The 23,513-nt window shown below is 70.2% G+C and carries 17 protein-coding genes; 14 read left to right on the forward strand and 3 right to left on the reverse strand.

Annotation, left to right across the window (positions count from 1 at the left end; genetic code table 11):
• Together BM436_RS03450 and BM436_RS03460 are read right to left on the reverse strand one after the other, a co-directional pair.
• A partial coding sequence (locus tag BM436_RS03450; protein ID WP_143132950.1) for an RNA-guided endonuclease InsQ/TnpB family protein occupies positions 1–667 on the reverse strand: 667 nt, incomplete at its 3' end.
• Between the two features lie 385 nt (positions 668–1,052).
• Positions 1,053–1,325: a type II toxin-antitoxin system TacA family antitoxin gene (locus BM436_RS03460; RefSeq protein ID WP_093553728.1), complete on the reverse strand. Its 273-nt coding sequence runs from the start codon at positions 1,323–1,325 to the stop codon at positions 1,053–1,055.
• A gap of 188 nt (positions 1,326–1,513) precedes the next feature.
• Between BM436_RS03460 and BM436_RS03465 the strand changes: the two genes are divergently transcribed.
• The 14 genes from BM436_RS03465 to BM436_RS03530 all read left to right on the forward strand — a co-directional run bounded on the left by BM436_RS03465 (position 1,514) and on the right by BM436_RS03530 (position 21,401).
• Positions 1,514–3,409, forward strand: coding sequence for a CHASE2 domain-containing protein (locus tag BM436_RS03465; RefSeq protein WP_229488875.1), 1,896 nt, complete (start codon positions 1,514–1,516; stop codon positions 3,407–3,409).
• On the forward strand, positions 3,406–4,665 hold the full coding sequence (locus tag BM436_RS03470; RefSeq protein ID WP_093553498.1) for a tetratricopeptide repeat protein: 1,260 nt from the start codon (positions 3,406–3,408) through the stop codon (positions 4,663–4,665). The genes BM436_RS03465 and BM436_RS03470 overlap by 4 nt, the downstream gene beginning before the upstream one ends.
• 54 nt (positions 4,666–4,719) lie before the next feature.
• Positions 4,720–5,037 (forward strand): VanZ family protein, encoded by a 318-nt coding sequence (locus BM436_RS03475; RefSeq protein ID WP_229488883.1) that lies wholly within the window; start codon positions 4,720–4,722, stop codon positions 5,035–5,037.
• A gap of 36 nt (positions 5,038–5,073) precedes the next feature.
• Positions 5,074–5,826: a Crp/Fnr family transcriptional regulator gene (locus BM436_RS03480; protein WP_093553502.1), complete on the forward strand. Its 753-nt coding sequence runs from the start codon at positions 5,074–5,076 to the stop codon at positions 5,824–5,826.
• A gap of 222 nt (positions 5,827–6,048) precedes the next feature.
• Complete coding sequence (locus tag BM436_RS03485) at positions 6,049–6,849, forward strand: ABC transporter permease (protein ID WP_093553504.1); 801 nt, start codon at positions 6,049–6,051, stop codon at positions 6,847–6,849.
• Complete coding sequence (locus tag BM436_RS03490) at positions 6,849–8,072, forward strand: ABC transporter ATP-binding protein (protein WP_093553506.1); 1,224 nt, start codon at positions 6,849–6,851, stop codon at positions 8,070–8,072. Before BM436_RS03485 ends, BM436_RS03490 begins: the two co-directional genes overlap by 1 nt.
• The gene (locus tag BM436_RS03495) at positions 8,069–9,472 is read left to right on the forward strand and encodes an FkbM family methyltransferase (RefSeq protein WP_093553508.1); all 1,404 of its coding nucleotides are present in this window, start codon (positions 8,069–8,071) and stop codon (positions 9,470–9,472) included. The genes BM436_RS03490 and BM436_RS03495 overlap by 4 nt, the downstream gene beginning before the upstream one ends.
• A 2-nt stretch (positions 9,473–9,474) precedes the next feature.
• A complete protein-coding gene (locus tag BM436_RS03500) occupies positions 9,475–14,067 on the forward strand; it encodes a glycosyltransferase (RefSeq protein ID WP_229488885.1) in 4,593 nt (1,530 codons plus the stop codon).
• Positions 14,068–14,086: 19 nt separating this feature from the next.
• On the forward strand, positions 14,087–15,574 hold the full coding sequence (locus BM436_RS03505) for a UbiA family prenyltransferase (RefSeq protein WP_093553510.1): 1,488 nt from the start codon (positions 14,087–14,089) through the stop codon (positions 15,572–15,574).
• Between the two features lie 17 nt (positions 15,575–15,591).
• Positions 15,592–15,933 carry an SMR family transporter gene (locus tag BM436_RS03510; protein WP_177306922.1) on the forward strand — a complete coding sequence of 114 codons (342 nt, stop codon included), beginning with the start codon at positions 15,592–15,594 and terminating at the stop codon, positions 15,931–15,933.
• Between the two features lie 10 nt (positions 15,934–15,943).
• Complete coding sequence (locus BM436_RS03515; RefSeq protein WP_093553514.1) at positions 15,944–17,902, forward strand: hypothetical protein; 1,959 nt, start codon at positions 15,944–15,946, stop codon at positions 17,900–17,902.
• 43 nt (positions 17,903–17,945) lie between these two features.
• A complete protein-coding gene (locus BM436_RS03520; RefSeq protein WP_093553516.1) occupies positions 17,946–18,941 on the forward strand; it encodes a glycosyltransferase family 2 protein in 996 nt (331 codons plus the stop codon).
• A complete protein-coding gene (locus BM436_RS03525; protein ID WP_093553518.1) occupies positions 18,934–19,317 on the forward strand; it encodes a GtrA family protein in 384 nt (127 codons plus the stop codon). Before BM436_RS03520 ends, BM436_RS03525 begins: the two co-directional genes overlap by 8 nt.
• Positions 19,314–21,401 (forward strand): DUF7024 domain-containing protein, encoded by a 2,088-nt coding sequence (locus tag BM436_RS03530; RefSeq protein ID WP_093553520.1) that lies wholly within the window; start codon positions 19,314–19,316, stop codon positions 21,399–21,401. The genes BM436_RS03525 and BM436_RS03530 overlap by 4 nt, the downstream gene beginning before the upstream one ends.
• A gap of 27 nt (positions 21,402–21,428) precedes the next feature.
• On the opposite strand, the gene BM436_RS03535 is transcribed toward BM436_RS03530, so the two are convergent.
• Entirely contained in the window at positions 21,429–23,441 is a 2,013-nt protein-coding gene (locus BM436_RS03535) for an acyltransferase family protein (protein ID WP_093553522.1), read from the reverse strand.
• Positions 23,442–23,513: the final 72 nt, after the last annotated feature.

The following is a 23,513-nucleotide window of genomic DNA, read 5'->3' on the forward strand; positions in this document are numbered from 1 at the left end:
GCTTGCGGCTCATGGCTTGCTGCGCGCGCCGCAGACGCTCCTCGTGCCGCTTGAAACTGTGGAGGGGTTCCAGCGCTTGGCCGTCGGACAGCGTGGCGAAGCGGACTATCCCCATATCGATGCCGACCGCGCCGCCCGACGGCACGGGCCGCGCGACATCGCGCGCGGTCTGGATCGCCACATACCAGCGTCCCGCCGACTGGCTGACGGTGACGTTGCGCACCTCGCCCGGCACCGTTCGGCTGTCGCGGTAGCGCAGCCAGCCCAGCTTGGGCAGGAACACCCGGCCATGGGCCTGGTCGAGCTTGATCTGCGTGGGATCGGGGTAGCGGAAGCTGTCGTGCCGGCCCTTCTTCTTGAAGCGCGGGAAGGCGGCCCGCTTGGCGAAGAAGTTGGTGTAGGCCCTCTCCAGGTCCTTCAATGCCTGCTGCAAGGGATGCGTCGGCGCCTCTTTCAGCCATGGGGTCGCCGTCCCGTTGCGCCATGTCGTGAGCAACCTGCACAGTTCAGCGTAGCCCAGCTTCCGCTCGCCGCCCTCATGGCGTTGCTTTTGAACCTCCAGCGCCTGGTTGAAAACGAAACGGCAGGCGCCGGCGAAGCGGCGCAGGGCGCGTTGCTGCTGGCCGTTGGGGTTCAACGCGAATTTGAAGGCTTGAAGGCGTTCCATACTGTGATTCTATACAGTTGTGGCGACTGGGGACGCACCATACGACGCCTTCGGCGTCCGCGCTATTGACCTCGGCCAGAAGTCCGAGGCTTGCCGCGCCCTGGGTCAACAGCGAGCCGCCCCAAAACCATCTCTGGAACGGGATCGGGCATGTTTCGGCGCACCGAACCGCTTGCCATCTGGTGGGAGACAGCGCCCGCGGCCATGGCGTAATAGCAGTAAACTCGACCGTCCTGGTCCGTCACGACAAAGGTGCGACTGGCGCCGCTCAACTGATTACTCATGGCCCGACGCTTCAGCCATTCATCGAGAACCGCCTCGCCGCACTCAAACTCATCCACCAAGTGGGTGGGGGCGAGCGGCTGGGGCGAGCTGAGTTGCAAGTTCAGCCCTTGGAGCCGCTCCAAGGAGGGGTCACGGCCATGAGGCGCTCGAGCCCTGGATTATGGCTGGGTGGGGCGTCGAGCATTGCGGTGAATCGCTTGAACTTGTCGGTATCGAGGTTGAAAAAAACCTGATCAAGCACCACTGCCTGCGCCTTGTCGCAGGCGGCTTCAAGCATGAAGTCCGAACGGTTCTTACCCAGCAGGTTGGCAGCGCGGTCAATCAACTCCCGTTGCTCGGGCAGGGCCCGCAAATTAATGGCGGCGTCACGCATGAAATCCCCCAATGCATACACAATAAATACACCAGCATAGGTCGCGTATAGCGATTGTCAATACACGCCGGAGCGGCCAGCATCGAGCCGCACGACGCGAGGAGGCCCACCCGGCGCCACGTCGAACGGCTATACTGTAGGATAGTTTGCGTTTCCGCTACTCAAGTTCACTTTCCCGACCCACTCCTTTGATCGAAGCGCTCACCTCCCTGTTCCGGCGCCTGCCGGCCGCATCGCCGGCGGTGATGCGCGCGGCCATCACGCTGGCGGCGCTCAGCGTGGCGCTGTGGGCGCAGTGGCTGGCGCCGCCCGGCGCCTCGCTGCTGGCCGACGAGTGGCTGCGCGACCAGTACATCCAGTTGCAGCAAACCGACGCGCCCGAGCCGCGCGTGCTGGTGGTGGACATCGACGAGCAAAGCATGGCCGCGCTGGGGCCGTGGCCCTGGCCGCGCGCGCGCCTGGCCGACCTGGTGGAAACCCTGCTGACCACCTACGGCGCGCGCGGCGTGGCGCTCGACATCGTGCTGCCCAACCCGGCCGACGCCGAGGGCGACGCCCGGCTCGGCATGCTCGCGCGCCACGGCCCGCTGGTGCTGGCGCAGGCCTTCGACTACAGCCCGCACCGCCCCTACACCTTGCGCGAGGGCCAGCCCGCCGGCGCCCTGCCGGAGGCGGCCGGCCACGCCCATGCGGCCGAGGCCACCGGCTACATCGGCAACCAGCCGGCCTTCGCCGACGCGCCGCACGTGGGCAACATCGGCTTCATTCCGGACCCGGACGGCGCGCTGCGCCGCCTGCCGCTGCTCACGCGCTACCAGGGCAGGCTGTACCCCGCGCTGAGCGTGGCGCTGATCAATTGCTGCGGCGGCGGACTGGCCCACGTGCCGGCCGCCCCGCAGCGCGTGTCGTATAAACGCGACTGGACCGCCTACACCGTGGTGTCGGCGGCCGACATCCTGGCCGAGCGCATCGCGCCGGCCAGCGCCAGCGGCCGCCTGGTGCTGGTGGGCTCGTCCTCGCTGGGGCTGAGCGACCGGGTGGCCACGCCGCTGGCGGCCAACCGCCCCGGCCTGGGGGTGCAGGCGGCCATGCTGTCCACCCTGCTCGACCGCCAGCAAGGCAAGGCGCCGGCGCCCTGGCCCGGCCGCTGGATCGGCAGCCTGTACGCGCTGCTGTGCGTGGTGCTGGCCGCGCTGGCCCTGCCGCGCCTGCCCGCCGTGGCCGGCGTGGGCATGCTGGCGGCGCTCACCGCGGCGTGGCTGGCGCTGGCCTATGTCATCAGCCCGCACGATCCCGCGTTCTCGACCACCGGGCCGGTGGCCTGCAACCTGTTCCTGCTGGCCGTGGCCGTGCCCTACCACTGGCAGCTGACCCAGCGCCGCTCGCGCCACCTGCTCGACACCCTGCGCCAGTACGTGGCGCCGGCCGTGGTCGACGAGTTGCTGCGCAGCGACATCGAGGACCCGCTGGCGCCGCGCCAGCTGGAGGTGACCACCCTGATCGCCGACATGGAGGGCTACACCACCCAGGTCGAATCGCTGCCGGTGAGCGAGGCGGCGCGCCTGACGCGCGACTTCCTCGAATGCCTGACCGGCCCCGTGATCGAGGCCGGCGGCACCCTGGACAAATACACCGGCGACGGCCTGGTGGCGTTCTGGGGCGCGCCCCTGCCCAACGCCGGCCACGCCGACCTGGCGCTGGACGCCGCCTCCGCCATCGTCGAGCGGGTGCGGCAATACAGCCGGCTGCGCGAGGCCGAGGGCCGCCCGCCGCTGCGGGTGCGCATCGGCATCGACAGCGGCCCGGCCTTCGCCGGCGATTTCGGCACCGCCTTCCGCAGCATTTACACCGCCGTCGGCGACAGCGTGAACACGGCGTCGCGGCTGGAACAGGCCGCGCGCGACTATCCGCATGACATAATCATCGGCGAGGGCACCGTGGCCCACGCCCGGCGCCACCACTTCCTGCCGCTGGGCGAACGCCAGCTGCGGGGCAAGGAAAAACGCACTATCTTGTATACGTTGACACCCGATATGGATTTCTCCGCACCGTCCGCCGCCGCCCGTCCCGAGGCCGCCGCGTGAGGTTCGCGCGCATCCCCTTCCCGCCGCGGCGCCTACCGGCCGCGCTGCTGTCCGCCCTGCTGGCCGCCGCGCTGGCCGGGCCGGCGCGCGCGCAGGCGCCGGCGCCCGAGGCCCCGCCGCCCGACGGCCAGGTGCAGGACCTGTACCAAGAGGCGCTGCAATCGATCGCCGAGGGCCGCAAGAACGACGCCAACGCCACGCTGCAGCGGGTGGTCGACAAGGAACCGCTGCACGCGGGCGCCTGGCTGGACCTGGCGCTGCTGCAGTGCAGCCTGGGCCGGCCCAAGGAGGCCGAGCGCCTGTTCAACATCATCGAGCAGCGCTTCGACCCGCCGGCCGGCATCGTGCAGCTGATCGCCGACACCCGCACCAACGGTTGCGGCGACTGGACCCCGCTCAGCCAGTACAGCGTGAGCCTGGCGCGCGGCATCGACCAGAACGTCAACCAGGGTTCGACCCGCGACCTGGGCGTCAACACCGATTCCCTGACGCCCGAGTTCCGCCCCCAGCACGACCAGTACACCATGCTGTCGGCCGACTACATGCGCGACCTGACGCCGAACGGCACGCTGGGCTTCGCCCAGTTCCAGGGCCGCCGCAACGACCAGCTGAGCCAGTACGACAGTTCGGCGCTGTTCTTCGGCGCCGAGACGCCGTGGCGTTTCGGCCGCTGGACCGTGCGCGGCACCGTGCTGGCCGGCTTCGTCACCCTGGGCAGCAAGTTCTACCAGCGCCAGGTCCAACTGCAGGGCCGGGTCGGCCCGCCGGTGCCCTTGCCCTACAGCCTGCAATTCCACATGGTAGGCAGCGTCAGCCGCATCGGCTACGTCACGCTGGAGAACTTCGATTCCACCACCGGCGAGCTGCGTGCCATGCTCAGCCGCCGCAGCGGCGACACCTCGGTCAGCGCCAGCGTCGGCGCGCAGCGCGACCGCGCGATCGGCGACCGGCCCGGCGGCGACCGCGACGGCGTGTCCGTCAACCTGAACTGGCGCCACCGCTACGGCGGCGGCGTGACGGCCGATTTCGGCTACAGCCTGCAGACCTGGCGCAGCAGCACGCCGTACGCGCCGACCGTGATCGAACAGGTGCGGGACCAGCGCACGCACACCCTGCGCGGCACCTTCACCTACCCCGTCACGCGCAACCAGAACCTGATCCTGGAACTGCGGCAGGTGGTAAACAAGGAAAACATCCCCATCTTTCAGTACAATAACCGCCAATTGCAATTAAGCTGGCAGTGGCAGGGTCTGTGACGGCATCCCCGAGGCAGCGCAGCGGCGAACGGGATACTCGAGATGATGTGGGAAATGACAATGTTAATCGCCGGCGGCGCGGCCCTGGTGGCCGGTTGCCTGGTGCCCAACCGCTGGTTGCCGGCGACCATGCCCAACGACAAGCTGATGCACTTCGCCGCTTTCGGCGGGCTGGCGCTGCTGGCGCTGCGCGTGGCGCGCGACCGGCACGACGCCATGCTGTGGCTGGCCGGCCTGCTGGTGGCGGGCTGGCTGATCGAATGCCTGCAGAAACTCGTTCCCGATCGCAACTTTTCCTGGCCCGACATGGCGGCCAACGCGGCCGGCATCGCCGCGGCGGCCTTGTGCGCGGCGGCGTTCGGCGCCATCTGATATACCATAACGGTATTTACCCCTGATTTGGAACGCATGAAGTCGACGAGCCCACACCTTAGTGACACGCCGGAAGCGGCAGCGCCCGCCGGCGCGCCGGCCGCCGCGCCCGAGGAACGCAACATCCAGATCCACCTGCGCAAGATCCCCCTGCTTGCCGAGCTCACCGACGAGGAGATCACCCGCGTCAAGGCCGACATCCGCATCCGCCAGTACGCCAAGCGCGAGGTGGTGCTGCACAAGGGCGGCAGCGGCGACGGCCTGCTGTTCCTGCTGGCCGGCCAGCTGCAGGTGATCGACGTGACCGAGGACGGCCGCGCGATCGGCCTGCGCATGCTGGCGCCCGGCGACTTCTTCGGCGAGATCGCGCTGATCAACAACACCACGCGCTCGGCGTCGGTGGTGGCGATGAGCGACGTGCTGGTGGCCTTCCTGCCCACGGCCACCGCGATGCACCTGTTCTCGCACTCGCCGTCGGTGGCGCGCCAGATGCTGCAGCACCTGGCGCAAAAGATCCAGCGCGACTCCGAATTCCGCGCCCTGCTCAGCATCAACAACACGGCCAAGCGCATCTACACCTACCTGGTGCTGATGCAGAAGAAGAATCCGGACGGCACGGTGGTGGAAAACCTGCCGACCCACCAAGACATCGCCAACATGATCAACACCAGCCGCGAGACCGTGACGCGCGCCCTGCTGACCCTGGTGCAACAGGGCATCGTGCAAAAAGAGCCGCACCGGCTGGTGATCAAGAACCCGGAAGCGCTGCAAAAGCTGGTGCAGGGCTAAGAAAAAAAGGGCAGAAAAAAGGGGTCAGGTTCGCATATTCCGCGCAGCGGAAATGCGAACCTGACCCCTTTTTCGCGGCGGGCGCGGGATTTCTATGTGACAACGTGTTACAACTGTGGCAAGCCTCGCCTTGGTGGTACGGTATAATGCCGCTCCTACCAAATTCAATTCCAACATGATAGTTTTAGCAGCAGGCACGCCGCGCCGCTCGCGGGGGGCGGCATGATATCGGGCATGATGATGCGGGCGCTCTGGTCGTACCGCGGCTTCGTGCTCGGCAGCGTCAAGCGCGAGTTCCAGGCCAAATACCGCAACACCATGCTGGGCGGGGCCTGGGCCGTGCTCAGCCCGCTGGCCATGATCCTGGTCTACACGCTGATCTTCTCGCAAGTCATGAAAAGCAAGCTGCCCGGAGACACCAGCCCCTACGGCTACAGCATCTACCTGTGCGCCGGCATCCTGAGCTGGGGCCTGTTCTCGGAGATCCTGGCGCGCGCGCAGGGCATGTTCCTGGAGAACGCCAACCTGCTCAAGAAGATCAGCTTCCCGCGCATCTGCCTGCCGGTGATCGTGGTGCTCAACGCGCTGTCCAACTTCGCCATCATCTTCGGCCTGTTCACCGTGTTCCTGCTGGCGAGCGGCCAGTTCCCCGGCGCCGTCTACCTGCTGCTGGCGCCCGTGATCCTGCTGCAGGTGATGCTGGCCATCGGCCTGGGCATGGTGCTGGGCGTGCTCAACGTGTTCTTCCGCGACGTCGGCCAGTTCTTCACCATCTTCCTGCAATTCTGGTTCTGGCTCACGCCCATCGTCTATCCGATCTCCATCGTGCCGGCCGAGGTGCGCGCCGCGATGGCGTGGAACCCGATGGCCGCGCCGATCCAGGCCTGCCAGGACATCCTGGTGAGCGGCCGCGCGCCCGCCTGGGGCGAGTTGCTCGGGCCGGCCGTGCTGGCGCTGGCGCTGTGCGCGCTGGGCATGCAATTGTTCCGCCGCCGCGCGGGTGAAATGGTGGATGAACTCTGATGGGCTCCATAACAGTCAGCAATCTGGGCAAGGCCTATAAACAGTATCCGGCGCGCTCCTCGCGACTGCGCGAATGGCTGCTGCCCTTCCGCGGCCCGCAACACAAGCTCAAGTGGATCCTGCGCGACGTCAGCTTCCACGTCTCGCCCGGCGAGGCGGTGGGCCTGATCGGCATCAACGGCGCCGGCAAGAGCACGCTGCTCAAGCTCATCACCGGCACCACCCAGCCCACCACCGGCAGCGTCTACATGGAGGGCACCGTGGCCGCCCTGCTGGAACTGGGCATGGGCTTCCATCCCGATTTCACGGGCCGCCAGAACGTCTACATGGCCGGCCAGCTGCTGGGCATGAGCGTGGAGCAGATCACCCGGCTGATGCCGGAGATCGAGGCCTTCGCCGAGGTGGGCGAATACATGGACCAGCCGGTGCGCGTCTACTCGTCCGGCATGCAGATGCGGGTGGCCTTCAGCGTGGCCACCGCGCGCCGCCCGGACATCCTGATCGTCGACGAGGCGCTGTCGGTGGGCGACACCTATTTCCAGCACAAGAGCTTCGAGCGCATCCGCCAGTTCCGCCGCTCCGGCACCACCTTGCTGCTGGTGTCGCACGACAAGCAGGCCATCCAGTCCGTGTGCGACCGCGCCATCCTGCTGGACGCCGGCCGCCTGGCGCGCGAGGGCCCGCCCGAGGAGATCATGGACTACTACAACGCCATGATCGCCGACCGCGAGAACAGCAACCTGCAGCTGCTGTCGCGCGACGACGGCAAGGTGCAGGTCATCTCCGGCACCGGCGAGGCCACCGTGTCCGACATCGCGCTGCTCGACGAGCACGGCCAGCGGGTGGAGGTGATCGACGTCGGCCAGGCCGTCACCCTGCAGGTGACCGTCGCCGCCAAGGCCGACATCCCGCGCATGGTGCTGGGCTATATGATCAAGGACCGCCTGGGCCAGGCCATGTACGGCACCAACACGCACCTGAAGGAGATGCCGGTGAGCGACGTGCGGGCCGGCGACAGCCACGTGTTCCGCTTCAGCTTCAACGCCAACCTGGGCGCCGGCACCTATTCGGTGGCCACCGCCATCGTCAGCACCGAGACCCATCTGGTCAACAATTACGAGTGGCGCGACCTGGCGCTGGTGTTCACCGTGGTGAACATGCGCCGGCCCTACTTCGAAGGTTCGGCGTGGATAGACCCCGCCATCGAGATCAGCAAGCTATGACTTTCATTTCCTATTCCCAGAATTTCGAGGACGTGCTGCTGTGGCGCGCGCTCGGCAAGGTCCAGAACGGCTTCTACATCGACGTCGGCGCCAACGATCCGGTGCTGCACTCGGTCACCAAGGCCTTCTACGACGCCGGCTGGCGCGGCATCAACATCGAGCCGATGCCGTCCTACCGCCAGCCCTTCCTGGACCAGCGCCCGCGCGACATCAACCTGGGCTGCGCGGCCGGCGCCGAGGCGGGCGAGATCACGCTGTTCGACGTGCCCACCATGAACGGCTGGGCCTCCACCGACAGCGGCGTGGCCGTCGCGCACAAGGCCGAGGGCTACGAGGTCACCGAGACGCGCGTGCCCATGCGCACGCTGGCCGACATCTGCGCCGAGCACGTGACGGGCGAGATCCATTTCCTCAAGATCGACGTCGAGGGTTTCGAGGGCGAGGTCCTGAAGGGCATGGACCTGCGACGCTGGCGCCCCTGGGTGCTGGTGATCGAGGCCACGCTGCCCGGCCAGCGCGTCACCAACCACGAGACGTGGGAACACCTGGTCACGCCGCACGGCTACCGCTACGCCTATTTCGACGGCTTGAACCGCTACTACGTGGCGGAGGAGCACGCCGAGCTGATGGCGGACCTGGACATCCAGCCCAATGTGTTCGACGCCTTCATCTCGCACCACCTGGACGCCGCGTGGGCGCGGGGCAAGGACCTGTCGAAACAGGTGAAGGCGGGCTGGGAACGTATCGAGCAGATGGACGGCCAGGCCAGGGAACTGGCCGAGGCGGCGGACCAGGCCCGCCGGCGCACCGCGCAACTGGACGCCCAGCTGCACGCCGAACGCGAGGCCGCCGCCGCGGCCGCGGCGGAAGCGGCCGCGGTGGCCGAAGCGGCAGCCGCGGCGGCCGCGCGCGAAGCCATCCGCGCGGCCGAGGAAATCCAGCAGACCCAGTCGCGCCTGCACGCCGCCGAGGAACGCGAACGGCAACTGCAGGCCACGCTGCACACCACTGACCAGTGGGGCAAGGACCTGGAACAGCGCCTGCTGGCGGTGTACGCCAGCTCGTCCTGGCGCATCACCGCGCCGTTGCGCCTGATCATGCGGCGCGGCCCGAACAGCCTGGCCAACATCTTCAAGCGCAAGGCGCGCGGCGCCCTGCGGCGCGGCCTGCGCTGGCTGACCTCGCGCGAATCGCTGCGCCGCGCCGTGCTGCCGCTGGTGGCCCGCTCGCCGTGGCTGCAGGAACGCGTGGCGCGCACTCTGGCTGCCGCCAAGAGCGCCACCTCGCCGGACGCGCCCATCGCGCCGGACCTGCCGCACGCGCTGCGTGAACTGCCGCAGTCCGCGCGCGCCGTGCTGGCGGACCTGCAGCGCGCCTATGAACAACAAGCGAAACACTGAACATGCGTATCGTCATTGACCTGCAGTCCTGCCAGACCGGCGCCGCTCACGACCGCGCGGCCGTGATTGAGCTGTGCCGCGAACTATGCCGCGAACTGTGCCGCGCCCCGGCGGGCCAGGCCGAAACCTCCCACACCGTGCTGGTGGCGCTGGCCGAGCACCACGCCGACGGCATCGACGTGCTGCGCAACGCCTTCGACGGCCTGCTGCCGCCGGAGCGGGTGCTCAGCTACGCCATGCCCGCCCCCGACGGCGAGTGGCAGCGCCACGCCGCGCTGGAGGCGCGCGCCGGCTTCCTCGCCTCGCTGCGGCCGGACGCCGTGTTCGCGCCCGGCGCGCTGGACCGGCCGATGGGCGACACCGTGTACGGCCCGGTGCCGCTAACGCTGAACGTGATGGGCGTGGGCGACTGCGCCGAGCTGCTGGCCGCGCCCCACGGCGCCCCCGCGCAACAGGCGCTGACGCGCGCCAACCGCCTGCTGCTGGCCGGCGCGGACCTGGTCGCCGCCGGCGACGAAACCACGCGCGCCAAGCTGGCTGCGGTGTTACCGGAGAACTCGTCATTCCCGGCCGGAGACTCGTCATTCCCGCGTAGGCGGGAATCCAATTCCGCCGCGCAGCCAACGCCGCAACACTTGGATTCCCGCCTGCGCGGGAATGACGGAGCTGGCGCCTTGGGTGACGGAGCTAGCGCCGCGGGTGACGGAGCTGGCGCCGCGGGCAACGGCGCCGCCCCCGCCGGACCCGCGCGCGTTGTCGCCACTCCCCCGTCGCCGGCCGGCGCCGCCGCGCTGCTGACGGCCATCGAGCAAGCGCTGGCCGCGCGCGCGTCCGCCGCGCAAGCGCCGGTCCCGCCCACCGCCCCGGAGCGGCGCCCGCGCATGGCCTACGTCTCGCCGCTGCCGCCCGAGCCGTCCGGCATCGCCGACTACAGCGCCGAGGTGCTGGCCGAGCTGGAACCGTTCTACGCCATCGAACTGGTGGCCGCCCCCGGCGCCACGCCCGACGCGGCCCTGCAACGCTTCCCCATCCGCGGCGCCGACTACTTCGACAAGCACGCGCACGAGTACGACCGCGTGGTCTACCACTTCGGCAACTCGAACATGCACAAGCACATGTTCGCGCTGCTGCGCCGCCACCCCGGCGTGGTGGTGCTGCACGACTTCTACCTGAGCGGCGTGCTGGACAACATGGAGCGCGACGGCGACGTGGCCAACGCCTTCCTGGACGCGCTGTACGCCTCGCACGGCCACAGCGGCCTGCAGCACCACACGGAGCACGGCCGCAACGCCACCATCTGGGCCTACCCCTGCAACAAGCCGGTGCTGGACCACGCCGCCGGCGTGATCGTGCACAGCGACTTCTCCAAGCGCCTGGCCGAGCAATGGTACGGCGCGGGCAGCGCGGACGGCTGGCGCACGCTGCCGCTGCTGCGCGGCCAGGGCGCGGACCGCGACCCGGCGCAGGCGCGCGCCGCCGCGCGCAAGGCCCTGGGCGTGGCCGAGGACGACTACATCGTCAGCAGCTTCGGCATGCTGGGCAGCACCAAGCTGAACGACCGCCTGCTGGACGCCTTCCTGGCCTCGCCGCTGGCGCGCGACCCGCGCTGCCGCCTGGTGTTCGTGGGCCAGAACGACGCCGGCCCCTACGGCGCCGAGCTGCAGCGCCGCATCGCCGCCAGCGAGGCGGCCGGCCGCGTCACCATCACCGGCTTCGCCAGCGCGGCGGACTACGCGCACTGGCTGGCCGCCAGCGACACCTCGGTGCAGCTGCGCGCCAAGACCCGCGGCGAGACCTCGGCCTCGGTGCTGGACTGCCTGCTGCACGGGGTGCCCACCATCATCAACGCGCACGGCGCCTCGGCCGACCTGCCGGGCGAGGTGCTGATCAAGCTGGCCGACGAATTCGACACGGCGGAACTGAGCGCGGCCTTGGCCGGCCTGCACGGCCACCCGGCGCGCCGCGCGCAGCTGGCCGACCGCGCGCGCGCCTTCATCCGCGAGGAACACAGCCCGGCCAAGGTGGGCCGCCTGTACGTCGAGGCCATCGAGCATTTCGCGCTGCGCAGCGGCCACGCCCACTACCGCCGCATGCTGGGCGCGCTGGCCCGTCCGGACGCGCCGCGCCCGCCGGGGCAGGCCGCGCTGATCGGGCTGGCCACCGCCATCGCCGCCAACCGCGCGCAGGCCGCCACCGGCCAGCGCCAGCTGCTGGTGGACATTTCGGCGCTGGTGCAGGCCGACTACAAGACCGGCATCCAGCGCGTGGTGCGCAGCGTGCTGCTGGCGCTGTTCAAGCAGCCGCCGGCCGGCTACCGCGTCGAGCCGGTGTTCAGCACCGGCGGCATGCACCCCTACCGCTACGCGCGCCGCTTCACCTGTTCCATGCTGGGCGGCGCGGACGGCCGCATCCCCGCCGGCTTCATCGACACGCTGGAGGACGCGCCCATCGACGCCAGCGCCGGCGACATGTTCCTGGGCCTGGACCTGGCCGCCAACGTCACCACGCAAAACGAGGCCATGCTGCTGCAGATGCGCCGCCGCGGCGTGGCGATGTGGTTCGTGGTGTACGACCTGCTGCCGCTGCTGCGCCCCGAGGCCTTCCCCTACGGGACCGAGAAGCACTACGGCGACTACATCAACACCCTGTCGCTGATCGCCGACGGCATCGCCTCGATCTCGCACGCGGTGTCGGACGAGGTGGCCGAGTGGCTGGCCACGCACCCGAGCCGCCGGGCCAAGCCCCTGCAGCTGGGCTACTTCCACCTGGGCGCCGACATCAACGCCAGCGCGCCCAGCACCGGCCTGCCGGACAACGCCGAGCGCGTGATGGCGGCCGTGCGGGAAGCCCCCACCATGCTGATGGTGGGCACCATCGAACCGCGCAAGGGCCAGGCCCAGGCGCTGGACGCCTGCGAGCTGCTGTGGGAGCGCGGCGTGGAGGTCAACCTGGTCATCGTCGGCAAGGTCGGCTGGCTGGTCGACAGCCTGGCCAAGCGTCTGGAGCACCATCCGCAGCGCGAGCGGCGCCTGTTCTGGCTGCCGGGCGTGTCCGACGAGATGCTGCTCAAGCTGTACGGCGCCTGCGCCGTGCTGCTGGCCGCCTCCGAGGGCGAGGGCTTCGGCCTGCCGCTGATCGAGGCGGCCCAGCACGGGCTGCCCATCATCGCGCGCGGCATCCCCGTGTTCCGCGAGGTGGCGGGCGAGCACGCCTACTACTTCGAGGGCCGGGAGCCGGGCGCGCTGGCCGACGCCATCACCGCCTGGCTGGCGCTGAACCGGGAAGGCAAGGCGCCGCCGTCTTCCGCCATGCCGTGGCTGACGTGGGAACAGAGCGCGCAGCGCCTGATGGACGTGACCGTGCACGGCAACGGCCATGGCAGCTACGCGGCCGGCGGCGTAGCGCCGCAGCTGCTGGTGGACGTCTCCGCCGTCGCGCGCGACGACCTGAAGACCGGCATCCAGCGCGTGGTGCGCGCGCAGCTGTCCGCGTTGCTGCAAAAGCCCACCACCGCCTACCAGGTGCACCCGGTCTACCTCACCGACGAGGGCGGCCGCTGGCACTACCGCTACGCGCGCCGCTACGAGCACCAGCTGCTGGGCACCGACGGCAGCGGCGTGGTGGACGGCGAAGTGAAACTCAACGCGGGCGACGTGTTCTACAGCCCGGACTTCTTCCCCGGCCCCGTCACCGAGGCCGCGCGCACGGGCCTGTACGCGCGCTGGCGCGCGGCCGGCGTGAGCGTGAACTTCCTGATCCACGACATCCTGCCGGTGCTGCGGCCGGACTTCTTCCCGCCGCGCAGCGACACCCTGTTCGAGCAGTGGCTGACCGCCATCGGCGCCAACGCCGACCGCCTGATCTGCATCAGCGGCGCGGTGGCCGACGAGACGCGCGCCTGGCTGCAGCCGCGGCTGGACGGCCGGCACGCGATGCCGGAGCTGGCGGTGGTGCACCACGGCGCCGACATCAACGCCTCGCAGCCCAGCACCGGCCTGCCGGACGACGCCCCGGCCGTGCTGGCCGACCTCGCCGGCGCGCCCGCCTTCCTGATGGTGGGCACCATCGAGCCGCGCAAGGGCCACCTGCAAGCGCTGGACGCGTTCGAGCGCCTGTGGGCCGAGGGCGCGGACACGCGCCTGGTGATCGTCGGCGGCGAGGGCTGGAAGGGCCTGCCGGACGCCGAGCGCCGCACCATCCCGTCCATCATGCGGCGCCTGGCCACGCACCCGGAGCTGGGCAAGCGCCTGCACTGGCTGCGCGGCATCAGCGACGAATACCTGGAGCGGGTCTACCAGGCCAGCGCCTGCCTGCTGGTGCCCAGCGAGGGCGAGGGCTTCGGCCTGCCGCTGATCGAGGCGGCGCGCCACGGCCTGCCGCTGATCTCGCGCGACATTCCCGTGTTCCGCGAAGTGGCGGGTGAACACGCGCACTACTTCAGCGGCAACGAAGGCGCCGAGCTGGCCGCCTGCGTGCGCGAGTGGCTGCGCCTGCGCGAGGCCGGGCGGGTGGCCGGCTCCGCCGCCATGCCTTGGCAAACCTGGGCCGACAACGTCACCGTGCTGACCGGCACCCTGTTCCCGAAGGCGGCCTGAGCCCCCCGCCCGAGCCCCCATGACCCATCCCATACCCATGCCCCAAGATTCCGCCATCGCCCCGCCCTCCCCCCTCCCGCCGCGCGGCGCCAGCCGCGCCGGCGAGCCGCCGCTGGTGGTCGACCTGGACGGCACGCTGATCTACACGGACATGCTGTGGGAATCGCTGCTGCTGTTCCTGAAGACCTGCTTCTGGCAGGCCTGGCGCCTGCCGCTGTGGCTGCTTGGCGGCAAGGCCGGCTTCAAGCACCAGATCGCCAGCCGCGTGCAGCCGGACCCGGCCACGCTGCCCTACGACCGCGCGCTGCTGGCCGACCTGGTCGCCCAGTACGACAGCGGGCGCCGCATCGTGCTGGCCACCGGCAGCCAGCGCCAGCTGGCGCAGGGCATCGCCGCGCACCTGCGCGTGTTCGACGAGGTGCACGCCACCGAAGAGGGCGTGAACCTGACCTCGTCCAACAAGGCCGGCGCGCTGGTGCGGCGCTACGGCGCGCGGGGCTACGACTACATCGGCAATTCCCGCGTCGACATCCCCGTGTGGGACGCGGCGCGCCACGCCTATTCCGTCACCACGCGCCCGTTCACCCTGGGCGACGGCCGCAGCACCACGCAAATGGGCAGCCTGCGCGGCAACCCGCTGGCCGCGCTGCTGAAGGCCATGCGCCCGCGCCAGTGGCTGAAGAACCTGCTGGTGTTCGTGCCCATGCTGGCCGGCCACGCCTTGACCACGGCCACGCTGCTGCAGTCGATGACGGCCTTCGTCGCGTTCTCGCTGTGCGCCTCCAGCGCCTACCTGCTGAACGACGCGCTCGACGCGCAGGACGACCGCCAGCACCCCACCAAGCAAAAGCGGCCGATCGCGTCCGGCAAGCTGCCGCTGCCGCTGGCGATGGCGGCCAGCCCGCTGCTGGCCATGCTGGCCATCGGCCTGTGCGCGCTGTTCGACCCGCTGCTGCTGGCGGTGCTGCTGGTGTATTTCGCCAGCACGCTGGGCTATTCCTTCTACCTGAAGCGCATCCTGATGCTGGACATCGTCACCCTGTCGCTGCTGTACACGCTGCGCGTGCTGGGCGGCAGCGCCGCCACCGGCATCACGCCCTCGTTCTGGCTGCTGGCGTTCTCCTTCTTTATCTTCCTCAGCCTGGCCCTGCTCAAGCGTTTCAGCGAGCTGTACAACCTGAAGCGGCGCGGCCAGGACAAGACCAGCGGCCGCGGCTACACGGTCGCCGACAAGTCGCCGATCGCCATGATGGGCATCAACAGCGCCTTCATGTCGGTGCTGATCTTCATGCTCTATTTTAATTCCACCGACGTGCTGGCGCGCTACCACACGCCGCCCCTGCTGCTGGGCATCGTGCCGCTGCTGGTGCTGTGGCTGGGGCGCTTGTGGACGCTGGCCTTCCGCGGCCAGGTCAACGAGGACCCCGTGCTGTACGTCAGCAAGGACCCGATCAGCCTGGCGCTGATCTTCTTCTGCTGCCTGCTGGCCCTCGCCGCCACCCTATGAACCCATCGGACACGCCCATGAATCCCGCCTACACCGGCTACCTGTGGTGCGCCGGCGCCGCCCTCGCCAGCGCGCTGTCGACCTACCTGATCAAACTGTCCGGCCAGAACGGCGCGGACTGGAACCTGGTCCGCCTGGCGTGGCTGGGCGGCGCCTGCGCCAGCTACGGGCTGGGCTTCGTCTGCTATTCCATCGCGCTGCAGAGGCTGCAGGTCAGCCTGGCCTATCCGGTGATGACGGCCATCACGCTGGCGCTGGTGGCGCTGATCGGCTACGCCGCGCTGCAGGAGCCGATGTCGGCCGCCAAGTTGGCCGGCATCGTGCTGGTGGGCGCCGGCGCCTTCATGCTGGCGCGCTGAGGAGCCGGCCATGAGCATTCCATCCGCCGCCGCCGACCTCGCCGCGCCGCCCGCCGCGCCCTCCCCGCCGCCCGCCCCGTCCTCCCGGCGCGCCCTGGGCCTGGTCGCCATCGCGCTGGCCCTGCTGATACTGGCGCTGATGGCTTCCAAGCGCGCCAAGCTGACCGGCGACTCCACCGAGTACGTGCTGATGACCGTGGCGATGGCATCGCACGGCAGCCCGGACATCCGCCTGGACGACATCGCGCAGGGCCGGCTGCTGATGCCCGTGCTGCACAGGGAACTGGCGGCGCTGGAACAGGGCATGCGCGAAGGCAAGGAGATGCCGCTGCCGGGCTTTTACAAGGGCCGCGACGGCAAGACCTACGCCATCCATTTCCACGCCTATTCCACGCTGGCGGCCCTGCCCTACCGGCTGCTCCGGTGGACCGGCGCGCCGCCGCTGAAGTGCTACCAGGCGGTCAACCTGGCGATGGTGTTCGTGCTGGGCCTGGCCCTGCTGCGCCTGTTCGGCACGGCGCCGCGCGCGCTGGCCGGGGTGGCGCTGTACATGCTGTGCGGCGGCGCGCTGTACTGGAACTGGACCAGTCCCGAATGCCTGAGCGCGGCGGCGCTGCTGGCCGGCCTGGCGTATTTCTGCAGCGGCGCGCCGCTGCGCGGCGGCCTGCTGATCGGCGTGGCATCGCTGCAAAATCCCAGCATCGTGCTGACCCTGGGGGCCGTGCCGGCGCTGCTGTGTTGCGTGCGCCCGGCCGCGCAGGGCTGGCTGGACGGCGCGCGCGCCGCGCTGCGCCCGCGCATGCTGCTGGGCCTGGCGCTGGGCGGAACGCTGTTCGCGCTGCCGGTGCTGTTCAACCTGCACACCTTCGGCGTGGCCAGCATCATCGCCAAGATCGGCACCGCCAAGGAGCTGATCGGCGCGGGCCGCCTGCACTCGCTGTACTTCGACCTGAACCAGGGCATGATCGTGGCCATCCCCGCCATGGCCGCCATGCTGCTGCTGTGGGGCTGGCGTGGCATGGACGCCGCGCAGCGGCGCCGGCGCGCGGCGGCGCTGGCCCTGTGCGTCCTGCTGACGGTGGCCTACGCCATCCCCGCGATGGCGGTGCACAACTGGAACTCCGGCGCGGCCGGCGTGATGCGCTACGCCTTCTGGTCCGCCATGCCGCTGCTGTTCCTGCTGTTCTGGCGCCTGCGCGGCGAAAACCGCTGGCCGCTGCCGGTGCTGGCGGTGGTGATCGTGGCGCAGGCCTGGGCCATGTCCGCCGCCGACGACTACAACGAGGTGCAGTTCGGGCCGATGGCCAAGCTGGCCATGGCGCGCGCGCCGGGCCTGTACAACCCGGAACCGGAAATCTTCGCCGAGCGCGCCGGCGGCGCCGAACTGGCGTGGCTGGACCCGCAACAAGTCCACGTCTACAAGGTCGACGGCGTGGCCGTGAAAACCATGGTGCACGGCGACAACGCGCGGCCGGGCGAGCGCATGTGCGGCCCCGGGCAGACGCTGGCGGGCGGGGAGCGCGTCGCCATCGGACGCGGCTGGAGCTACCTGAACGGTCCGGTGCGCTGCGTCGCGCGGGTCAGCGTGGGCCCGCGCGAATTCACCGCCGGCCCGGCCGTCATGCTGGGCGCCGGCTGGAGCGTCGTCGAGCAGGCCCCGGGCCAGGCGCCCGGCCTGTGGAGCGAGGGCTCCGCCTCCAGCCTCACCATCGCCTACGGCCGCGCCGGCGCCTACACCCAGGTGGTGCTGGCCGGCCGCTACTTCGAGGGCAACCGGCGCACACGCGTCAAGCTCAACGGCGTGGACCTGGGCTGGCAAGACCTGCAGGCCGGCGCGCCGCTGGCCATACCCGCCGCGGCCGAGGCCAGCGCGGTGCGCGTCGAGCTGCAACACGAGGCGCCGCGCAGCCCGGGACCGCAGGACGGCCGCCTGCTGGCTTACTATATGCTGCGGGTGGAGCTGCAGTGACGGCGGCGGCATCGATTCAAGACAACAAGATCATAAAAAGAGCATGAAAAACGACTTTCAGCCGGACACGCCGGCCATCGCCGTGGTCATCCCCAGCTACCGCGTCACCCGCCACATCGTCGGTGTCATCGCCGGCATCGGCCCCGAGGTGACGCGCATCTACGTGGTCGACGACAAGTGCCCGGACGGCTCCGGCGCCTTCGTGCGCGCCAACTGCGCCGATCCGCGCGTGGTGGTGCTCGAGCACGAGTTGAACCAGGGCGTGGGCGGCGCCGTGATGACGGGCTACCGCGCCGCCATCGCCGACGGCATGGACGTGATCGTCAAGGTCGACGGCGACGGCCAGATGGACGCGCGCCTGATCCCCGATTTCGTCGCCCCCATCCTGAACGGCGAGGCCGACTACACCAAGGGCAACCGCTTCTTCGACCTGGAGCAGATCCGCCAGATGCCGCGGGTGCGCCTGTTCGGCAACGCCATCCTCTCGCTGATGACCAAGCTGTCGTCCGGCTACTGGGACCTGTTCGACCCGACCAACGGCTACACCGCCATCCACGCCGACGCCGCGCGCCACCTGCCGTTCGACAAGATCAGCAAGCGCTATTTCTTCGAGACCGACATGCTGTTCCGGCTCAACACCATCAACGCCGCCGTGGTGGACGTGCCGATGGACGCCAGCTATGGCGACGAGGTCAGCAACCTGAAGATCTCGAAGATCGTCACCGAGTTCATGGTCAAGCACGCGCGCAACTTCGGCAAGCGCATCTTCTACAACTACTACCTGCGCAACATGTCGCTGGCGTCGCTGGAACTGCCGCTGGGGCTGGCCCTGTTCCTGTGGGGCGCCGTGTACGGCGGCCTGCACTGGCTGGTATCGGCGCGCGCCGGCGTGGCCACGCCGGCCGGCACCGTCATGCTGTCGGCGCTGCCGGTGCTGATGGGCACGCAACTGGTGCTGGCCTTCGTCGCGCACGACATCGCCTCGGTGCCGCGGCGCGCGATCCACCGGGTGGCCAGCCGGCGGCGGCGCCATGTTTAAGCTCTCGCCCCGCGTGCTGGTCTACCTGGCGGGCGGCGTGCTGAGCGCCGCGATCGACCTCGGCGCCATGCACCTGCTGATGGCGGGCGGCATGCCCACCATCCCCGCCACCACGCTGGCCTTCGTGGCCGGCCTGCTGTTCAACTACACCTACCACGCGCGCGTGACCTTCCGCGCCGGCGGCGCGAACGCCGCGCCGGCCGGCGCCAGCTTCGCGCGCTACCTGTGCGTGGTGGCGCTCGGCTACGCCGTCACCATCGCCCTGGTCGCCGCCGGCGAGGCGCTGCTGGGCAGCCCCATGGCGGGCAAGCTGGTCGCCCTGCCGGCGACGGCGGCGCTCGGCTACGTGCTGGGGAAAATCTGGATCTTTGTATGAACCTCAACGACACCGCCCTTCTCTCCGCCGGCATCGGCGCCGGCGCCGGCCCGCGGCGCGCCGGCCGCGCCGCGGGCGCCGCCCTGCTGCTGGCCATGCTGGCCGTCTTCCTGCACCTGACGCTGCGCGACCGGGGCCTGTACCCGATGGTGTTCGCCGACGAATGGCTGTACGACCGCTACGCGCGCCTGGAGCCGCTCAGCGCCAGCGTGCTGCCGTCCTACCTGTACCTGAAGCTGTTCGGGGCCACCTCGGCCTGCGGCGCCGGCTTCCTGGACTGCGCGCGCATGCTCAACGCCGCCCTGTTCGTGCTGGCCGCGCCCTTCATCTACCTGGTGGCCCGCCCCGTGACGGGCCGCGCCGCGGCGCTCGCCATCGCGGCGGCCAGCATGCTGGCGCCGGTCAACAGCTACACCGCCTACTTCATGCCGGAATCGATGTACTACCTCGGCTTCTGGGTGGTGAGCTGGTGCCTGCTGTCGGCGCGCGGCGGCGTCGGCCTGGCGGGCGGCCTGCTGGCCGGGGCGCTGCTGGGCGCGATGGCCGTGGTGAAGGTGCACGCGCTGTTCCTGCTGCCGGCGCTGGCGCTGTTCATGCTGTGGCGCGGCTGGACACAGGACGCCGCGCGCGCCGCCCTGGCGGGCGCGCTCGCGCTGGCGGCCAGCGCGCTGGGCGTCAAGCTGGCGCTGGGCTGGCTGCTGGCCGGCCCGAACGGCCTGTCCATACTGGGCAGCTTCTACGGCAACCACGCCAACGGCGGCGGCGAGGGCGCGCTGGCGCGCCTGCTGCCGCCGGCGCTGGTCAACCTGCACGGCCACGCGATGGCGCTGATGCTGCTGTTCGCCGTGCCGCTGCTGGCCTTCGCCGCCAGCGCCGGCAGCGCCGCCGTGCGGCGCGAGCTGGACCGCCCCGGCCGCGCGCTGCTGGCCTACACCGTGCTGGCGCTGGGCGCGGCGCTGGGCATGACGGTGGCCTTCACCGCCTCCATCGCCCACATCGGCCCGCTGGAAGGGCTGCGCCTGCACCTGCGCTATTACGACTTCGCGTTCCCGCTGCTGGCCATGGCCGCCGCCTCCCCTGCGCTGGCGCAGCCGCAAACCTTGGCGCGCCGCTTGGCGCTGGCGCTGCCCTGCGCCGCGCTGCTGGCCTACGCGTCGCTGCGCATCCTGCCGGCGTACTCGCTGTCCTACGTCGACGGTCCCGAGGTATTCAATGCGACGTATGACCGCAATACGCGCGCCATGGTGGCCGGCCTGCAGTTGCTGGTGATCGCGCTGTGGGTGTGGCGGCCGGCGATCGCGCGCGCCGCTTTCCTGTGGCTGCTGCTGCCCATGTTCGCGTACAACTCCGTCACGGTGTCCAGGGAATTGATGGCGCGGGGCGCGCAGCCGAACGCCTACGACTTGGCCGGCCAGTACGCCTACCGCGCGCTGCCGCCCGAGCGGCGCGGCGAGCTGGCCATCGCCGGCGCCGAGCCGTCCGGCCTGGCGCGCGCGCAATTCAACGCCGACAGCGCCGCCATCGCCGCCATCGAGCTCGCGCCCGGCTCCGCCTTCGAGGCCTACCAGCTGCCGGCGCGCCGCAAGATGCTGTTGCTGGTGGGCCCGCACGCGCTGCCGCCCGAGATCAAGGCCGAGCGGGTCGCGCAGGACGTGGCGCTGGTGCGCATGGACGTGCCGTACCGGCCGCTGCACCGCCTCGACTTCTCGCGGCCGCTGGCCGCGCCGGTGGAGGGCGTGCAGGGGATGGAGGAAGCCGAGTCGTGGGGCCGCTGGTCCAACGCCAAGCAGGTGGCGCTGCGGCTCGCGCAGCCGCTGCCGCACAGGCTGGCGCTGTTCCTGGACGCGCGCGCCTACGGCCCCAACGTGGGCCAGGAGTTCGTGCTGACGGTGGGCGGCCAGCAGCGGCGCTTCAAGCTGCGCGACAATCCGCAGGAGCTGTACTTCGAGTTCGACACCGACGGCGCGCAGCGGGACATCGCGATCACCGTGCCGGCGCCCACCGTGCCGGCCGAACTGGGCCAGGGCAACGACAGTCGCGCCCTGGGCATGGGCTTGATCAGCATGGAGATCGGCCAGCGCTGAGCGCCGGCCGGGCGCCAGGGGGCGCCCTCAGGGGGCGCCGTTCTCCCGGCGCCAGCGCGCGAAGGCCTCGCCCACCAGCAGGTCGCCGCGATAGCTCAGGTGGTTGTTGTCCCGGTACAGCAGCACGCCGTCCGCCATCCCCTTGCAGCGTTGCGCGTCGCATAGGCCGGAGGCGGCGTCGAACAGCCGCACTTGCGGGAATTCCCTTAGCACGGCCGCCATGGTGGTCTTGTGCAGTTCCACCTCGCGCTCGTACTGCTGGCGCGGCATGGCGCAATCGGCGCGCGTCTGCGAACTGGCGATGGCGCCGCGGCGGATGCAGGCGCGCGGCTCGAAGTCCAGGCGCGGCACGTCGTTGGCCCAGATCACCTGCTTGCCGGCGGCCAGCAACCGCCGCAGCGTCTCGCGCAGGGCCGCCGTCCGGGCCTTGCCGTCGCCGCTCTGCTCCTCGACCCGCTGCGCGGTGGAGATGATCACGGTCTTCACGCTGGCGGTCTTGAGCGCCAGGTCCATCATCATCGGCGTCGCCTTCTGATACGGGTCATCGCCCACCGGCACGCCGATGAAGGGGATGCGCGTGCCCAGCATCCACAGGTTCTCGCCCTGGCCGCGCCAGTAGCGCGTCTGCCCCGCCACCAGGTGGTAGGCGTGGCTGTCGCCGATCAGCAGCACGGTCGGGTCCTTTTTCGGATCGTCCAGCAGGCAGTACTCGTACAGGCTGGCGAAGCCGTAGCGTTCCTTGCAGGCCTTGGCGTTGGCCACGTCCTCCACCAGGATCAAGTCCTTCTGCTGCAGCGCGTTGTCGACCACGGCGCCGCGCTTGGGCAGGCCGTCGCGCTTGACCAGGTAGCCGCCGGCGGCGGCCACCGCGATCATCGCCAGCGACAGCGCGGCGACCTTGGCGCGTCCATGCGCCGCGCCGCGCAGCGGGCGCTCGACCAGCCGGTAGGTCAGCCACGCCAGCGCGACGGCGGCCAGCACGGCCGCCGCCCGGATCTTCGCCGCCGGCACGCCGGATTCGACGATCTGCGCGAAAGACAGCAGCGGCCAGTGCCACAGGTACAGCGGGTAGCTGATCAGGCCGAACCACACCAGCACGCGGTTGGACAGGATCACGCGGTTGACCCAGGCCCGCGGCCCCGCGCTGATCAGCATGACCGCGCCCAGCGTCGGCAACAGCGCCGCCCAGCCGGGGAAGCCGCGCTTGGCGCTGAGGAAGGCGTAGCCGCACGCCACCAGCGCCAGGCCGAGCACGGAGCGCGCGTCGCGCGCGCGGGCGCTGCCGGGGTCCAGCAGCAGGCGGTCTTCGCGGCCCGCCTGGCGCAGGCCGGCGAACAGCGTGTAGCGGTGGACGCTCAGCCAGGCCAGCAAGGCGCCCAGCAGCAGTTCCCACACGCGGCTGGCGGGCGAATAGAAGGTGGCGCTGGGGTAGCGGTGCAGGCCGCCGATGTTGACCAGGAAGGACAGCGCCGCCAGCGCCAGCAGCACCTTGGCCACGCTCTTGCCGCGCTTGTGCGCCCACACCAGGATCACCGGCCAGAAGATGTAGAACTGCTCCTCGATGCCCAGCGACCACAGGTGCAGCAGCGGCTTGGTTTCCGCCGCCGTGTCGAAGTAGCCGACCTCGTTCCACAGGAAGAAGTTGGACACGAAGGCCGTGCCGCCGAACACGTGCTTGCCCAGCTGCTTGAACTCGTCGGGGAACAGGGCGAAGTAGCCGAAGGCGATGCAGGCCGACAGCACCAGCGCCAGCGCCGGGAAGATGCGGCGCACGCGGCGGGCGTAGAAGTCGGCGAAGCTGAAGCTGCCCTCGCGCAGGGAGCCCATCAGGATGCTGAAGATCAGGAAGCCGGAGATGATGAAGAAGATGTCCACGCCGGCGAAGCCGCCCGGCAGCGCCTTGGGAAAGGCGTGGTAGACGACGACGGCCAGCACGGCCAGCGCGCGCATGCCGTCGATGTCCGGACGGTAGGCGGGGTGGGCGGGCGCGGGCGCCCGCTCCGCCGGATGGTCGCCGGCGGGAAGATGTTCGATTTTCATGGCTGGTTTGCGATGGCGCGGGGCGCCTATGATCTCTGCTTGCGAATCCGGCATGTTACCGTATTGTCCAGA

Origin of the sequence: Pseudoduganella namucuonensis, assembly GCF_900116645.1 — a bacterium.
Taxonomy (GTDB): domain Bacteria; phylum Pseudomonadota; class Gammaproteobacteria; order Burkholderiales; family Burkholderiaceae_D; genus Rugamonas; species Rugamonas namucuonensis.

Excerpts from the sequence above, each read along its gene's own strand:
- BM436_RS03460 (WP_093553728.1), bottom strand. The coding sequence starts at position 1,325 with ATGCGTGACGCCGCCATTAATTTGCGGGCCCTGCCCGAGCAACGGGAG.
- BM436_RS03475 (WP_229488883.1), top strand. The coding sequence starts at position 4,720 with ATGACAATGTTAATCGCCGGCGGCGCGGCCCTGGTGGCCGGTTGCCTG.
- BM436_RS03480 (WP_093553502.1), top strand. The coding sequence starts at position 5,074 with ATGAAGTCGACGAGCCCACACCTTAGTGACACGCCGGAAGCGGCAGCG.
- BM436_RS03485 (WP_093553504.1), top strand. The coding sequence starts at position 6,049 with ATGATATCGGGCATGATGATGCGGGCGCTCTGGTCGTACCGCGGCTTC.
- BM436_RS03490 (WP_093553506.1), top strand. The coding sequence starts at position 6,849 with ATGGGCTCCATAACAGTCAGCAATCTGGGCAAGGCCTATAAACAGTAT.
- BM436_RS03495 (WP_093553508.1), top strand. The coding sequence starts at position 8,069 with ATGACTTTCATTTCCTATTCCCAGAATTTCGAGGACGTGCTGCTGTGG.
- BM436_RS03500 (WP_229488885.1), top strand. The coding sequence starts at position 9,475 with ATGCGTATCGTCATTGACCTGCAGTCCTGCCAGACCGGCGCCGCTCAC.
- BM436_RS03505 (WP_093553510.1), top strand. The coding sequence starts at position 14,087 with ATGACCCATCCCATACCCATGCCCCAAGATTCCGCCATCGCCCCGCCC.
- BM436_RS03510 (WP_177306922.1), top strand. The coding sequence starts at position 15,592 with ATGAATCCCGCCTACACCGGCTACCTGTGGTGCGCCGGCGCCGCCCTC.
- BM436_RS03515 (WP_093553514.1), top strand. The coding sequence starts at position 15,944 with ATGAGCATTCCATCCGCCGCCGCCGACCTCGCCGCGCCGCCCGCCGCG.
- BM436_RS03520 (WP_093553516.1), top strand. The coding sequence starts at position 17,946 with ATGAAAAACGACTTTCAGCCGGACACGCCGGCCATCGCCGTGGTCATC.
- BM436_RS03525 (WP_093553518.1), top strand. The coding sequence starts at position 18,934 with ATGTTTAAGCTCTCGCCCCGCGTGCTGGTCTACCTGGCGGGCGGCGTG.
- BM436_RS03530 (WP_093553520.1), top strand. The coding sequence starts at position 19,314 with ATGAACCTCAACGACACCGCCCTTCTCTCCGCCGGCATCGGCGCCGGC.
- BM436_RS03535 (WP_093553522.1), bottom strand. The coding sequence starts at position 23,441 with ATGAAAATCGAACATCTTCCCGCCGGCGACCATCCGGCGGAGCGGGCG.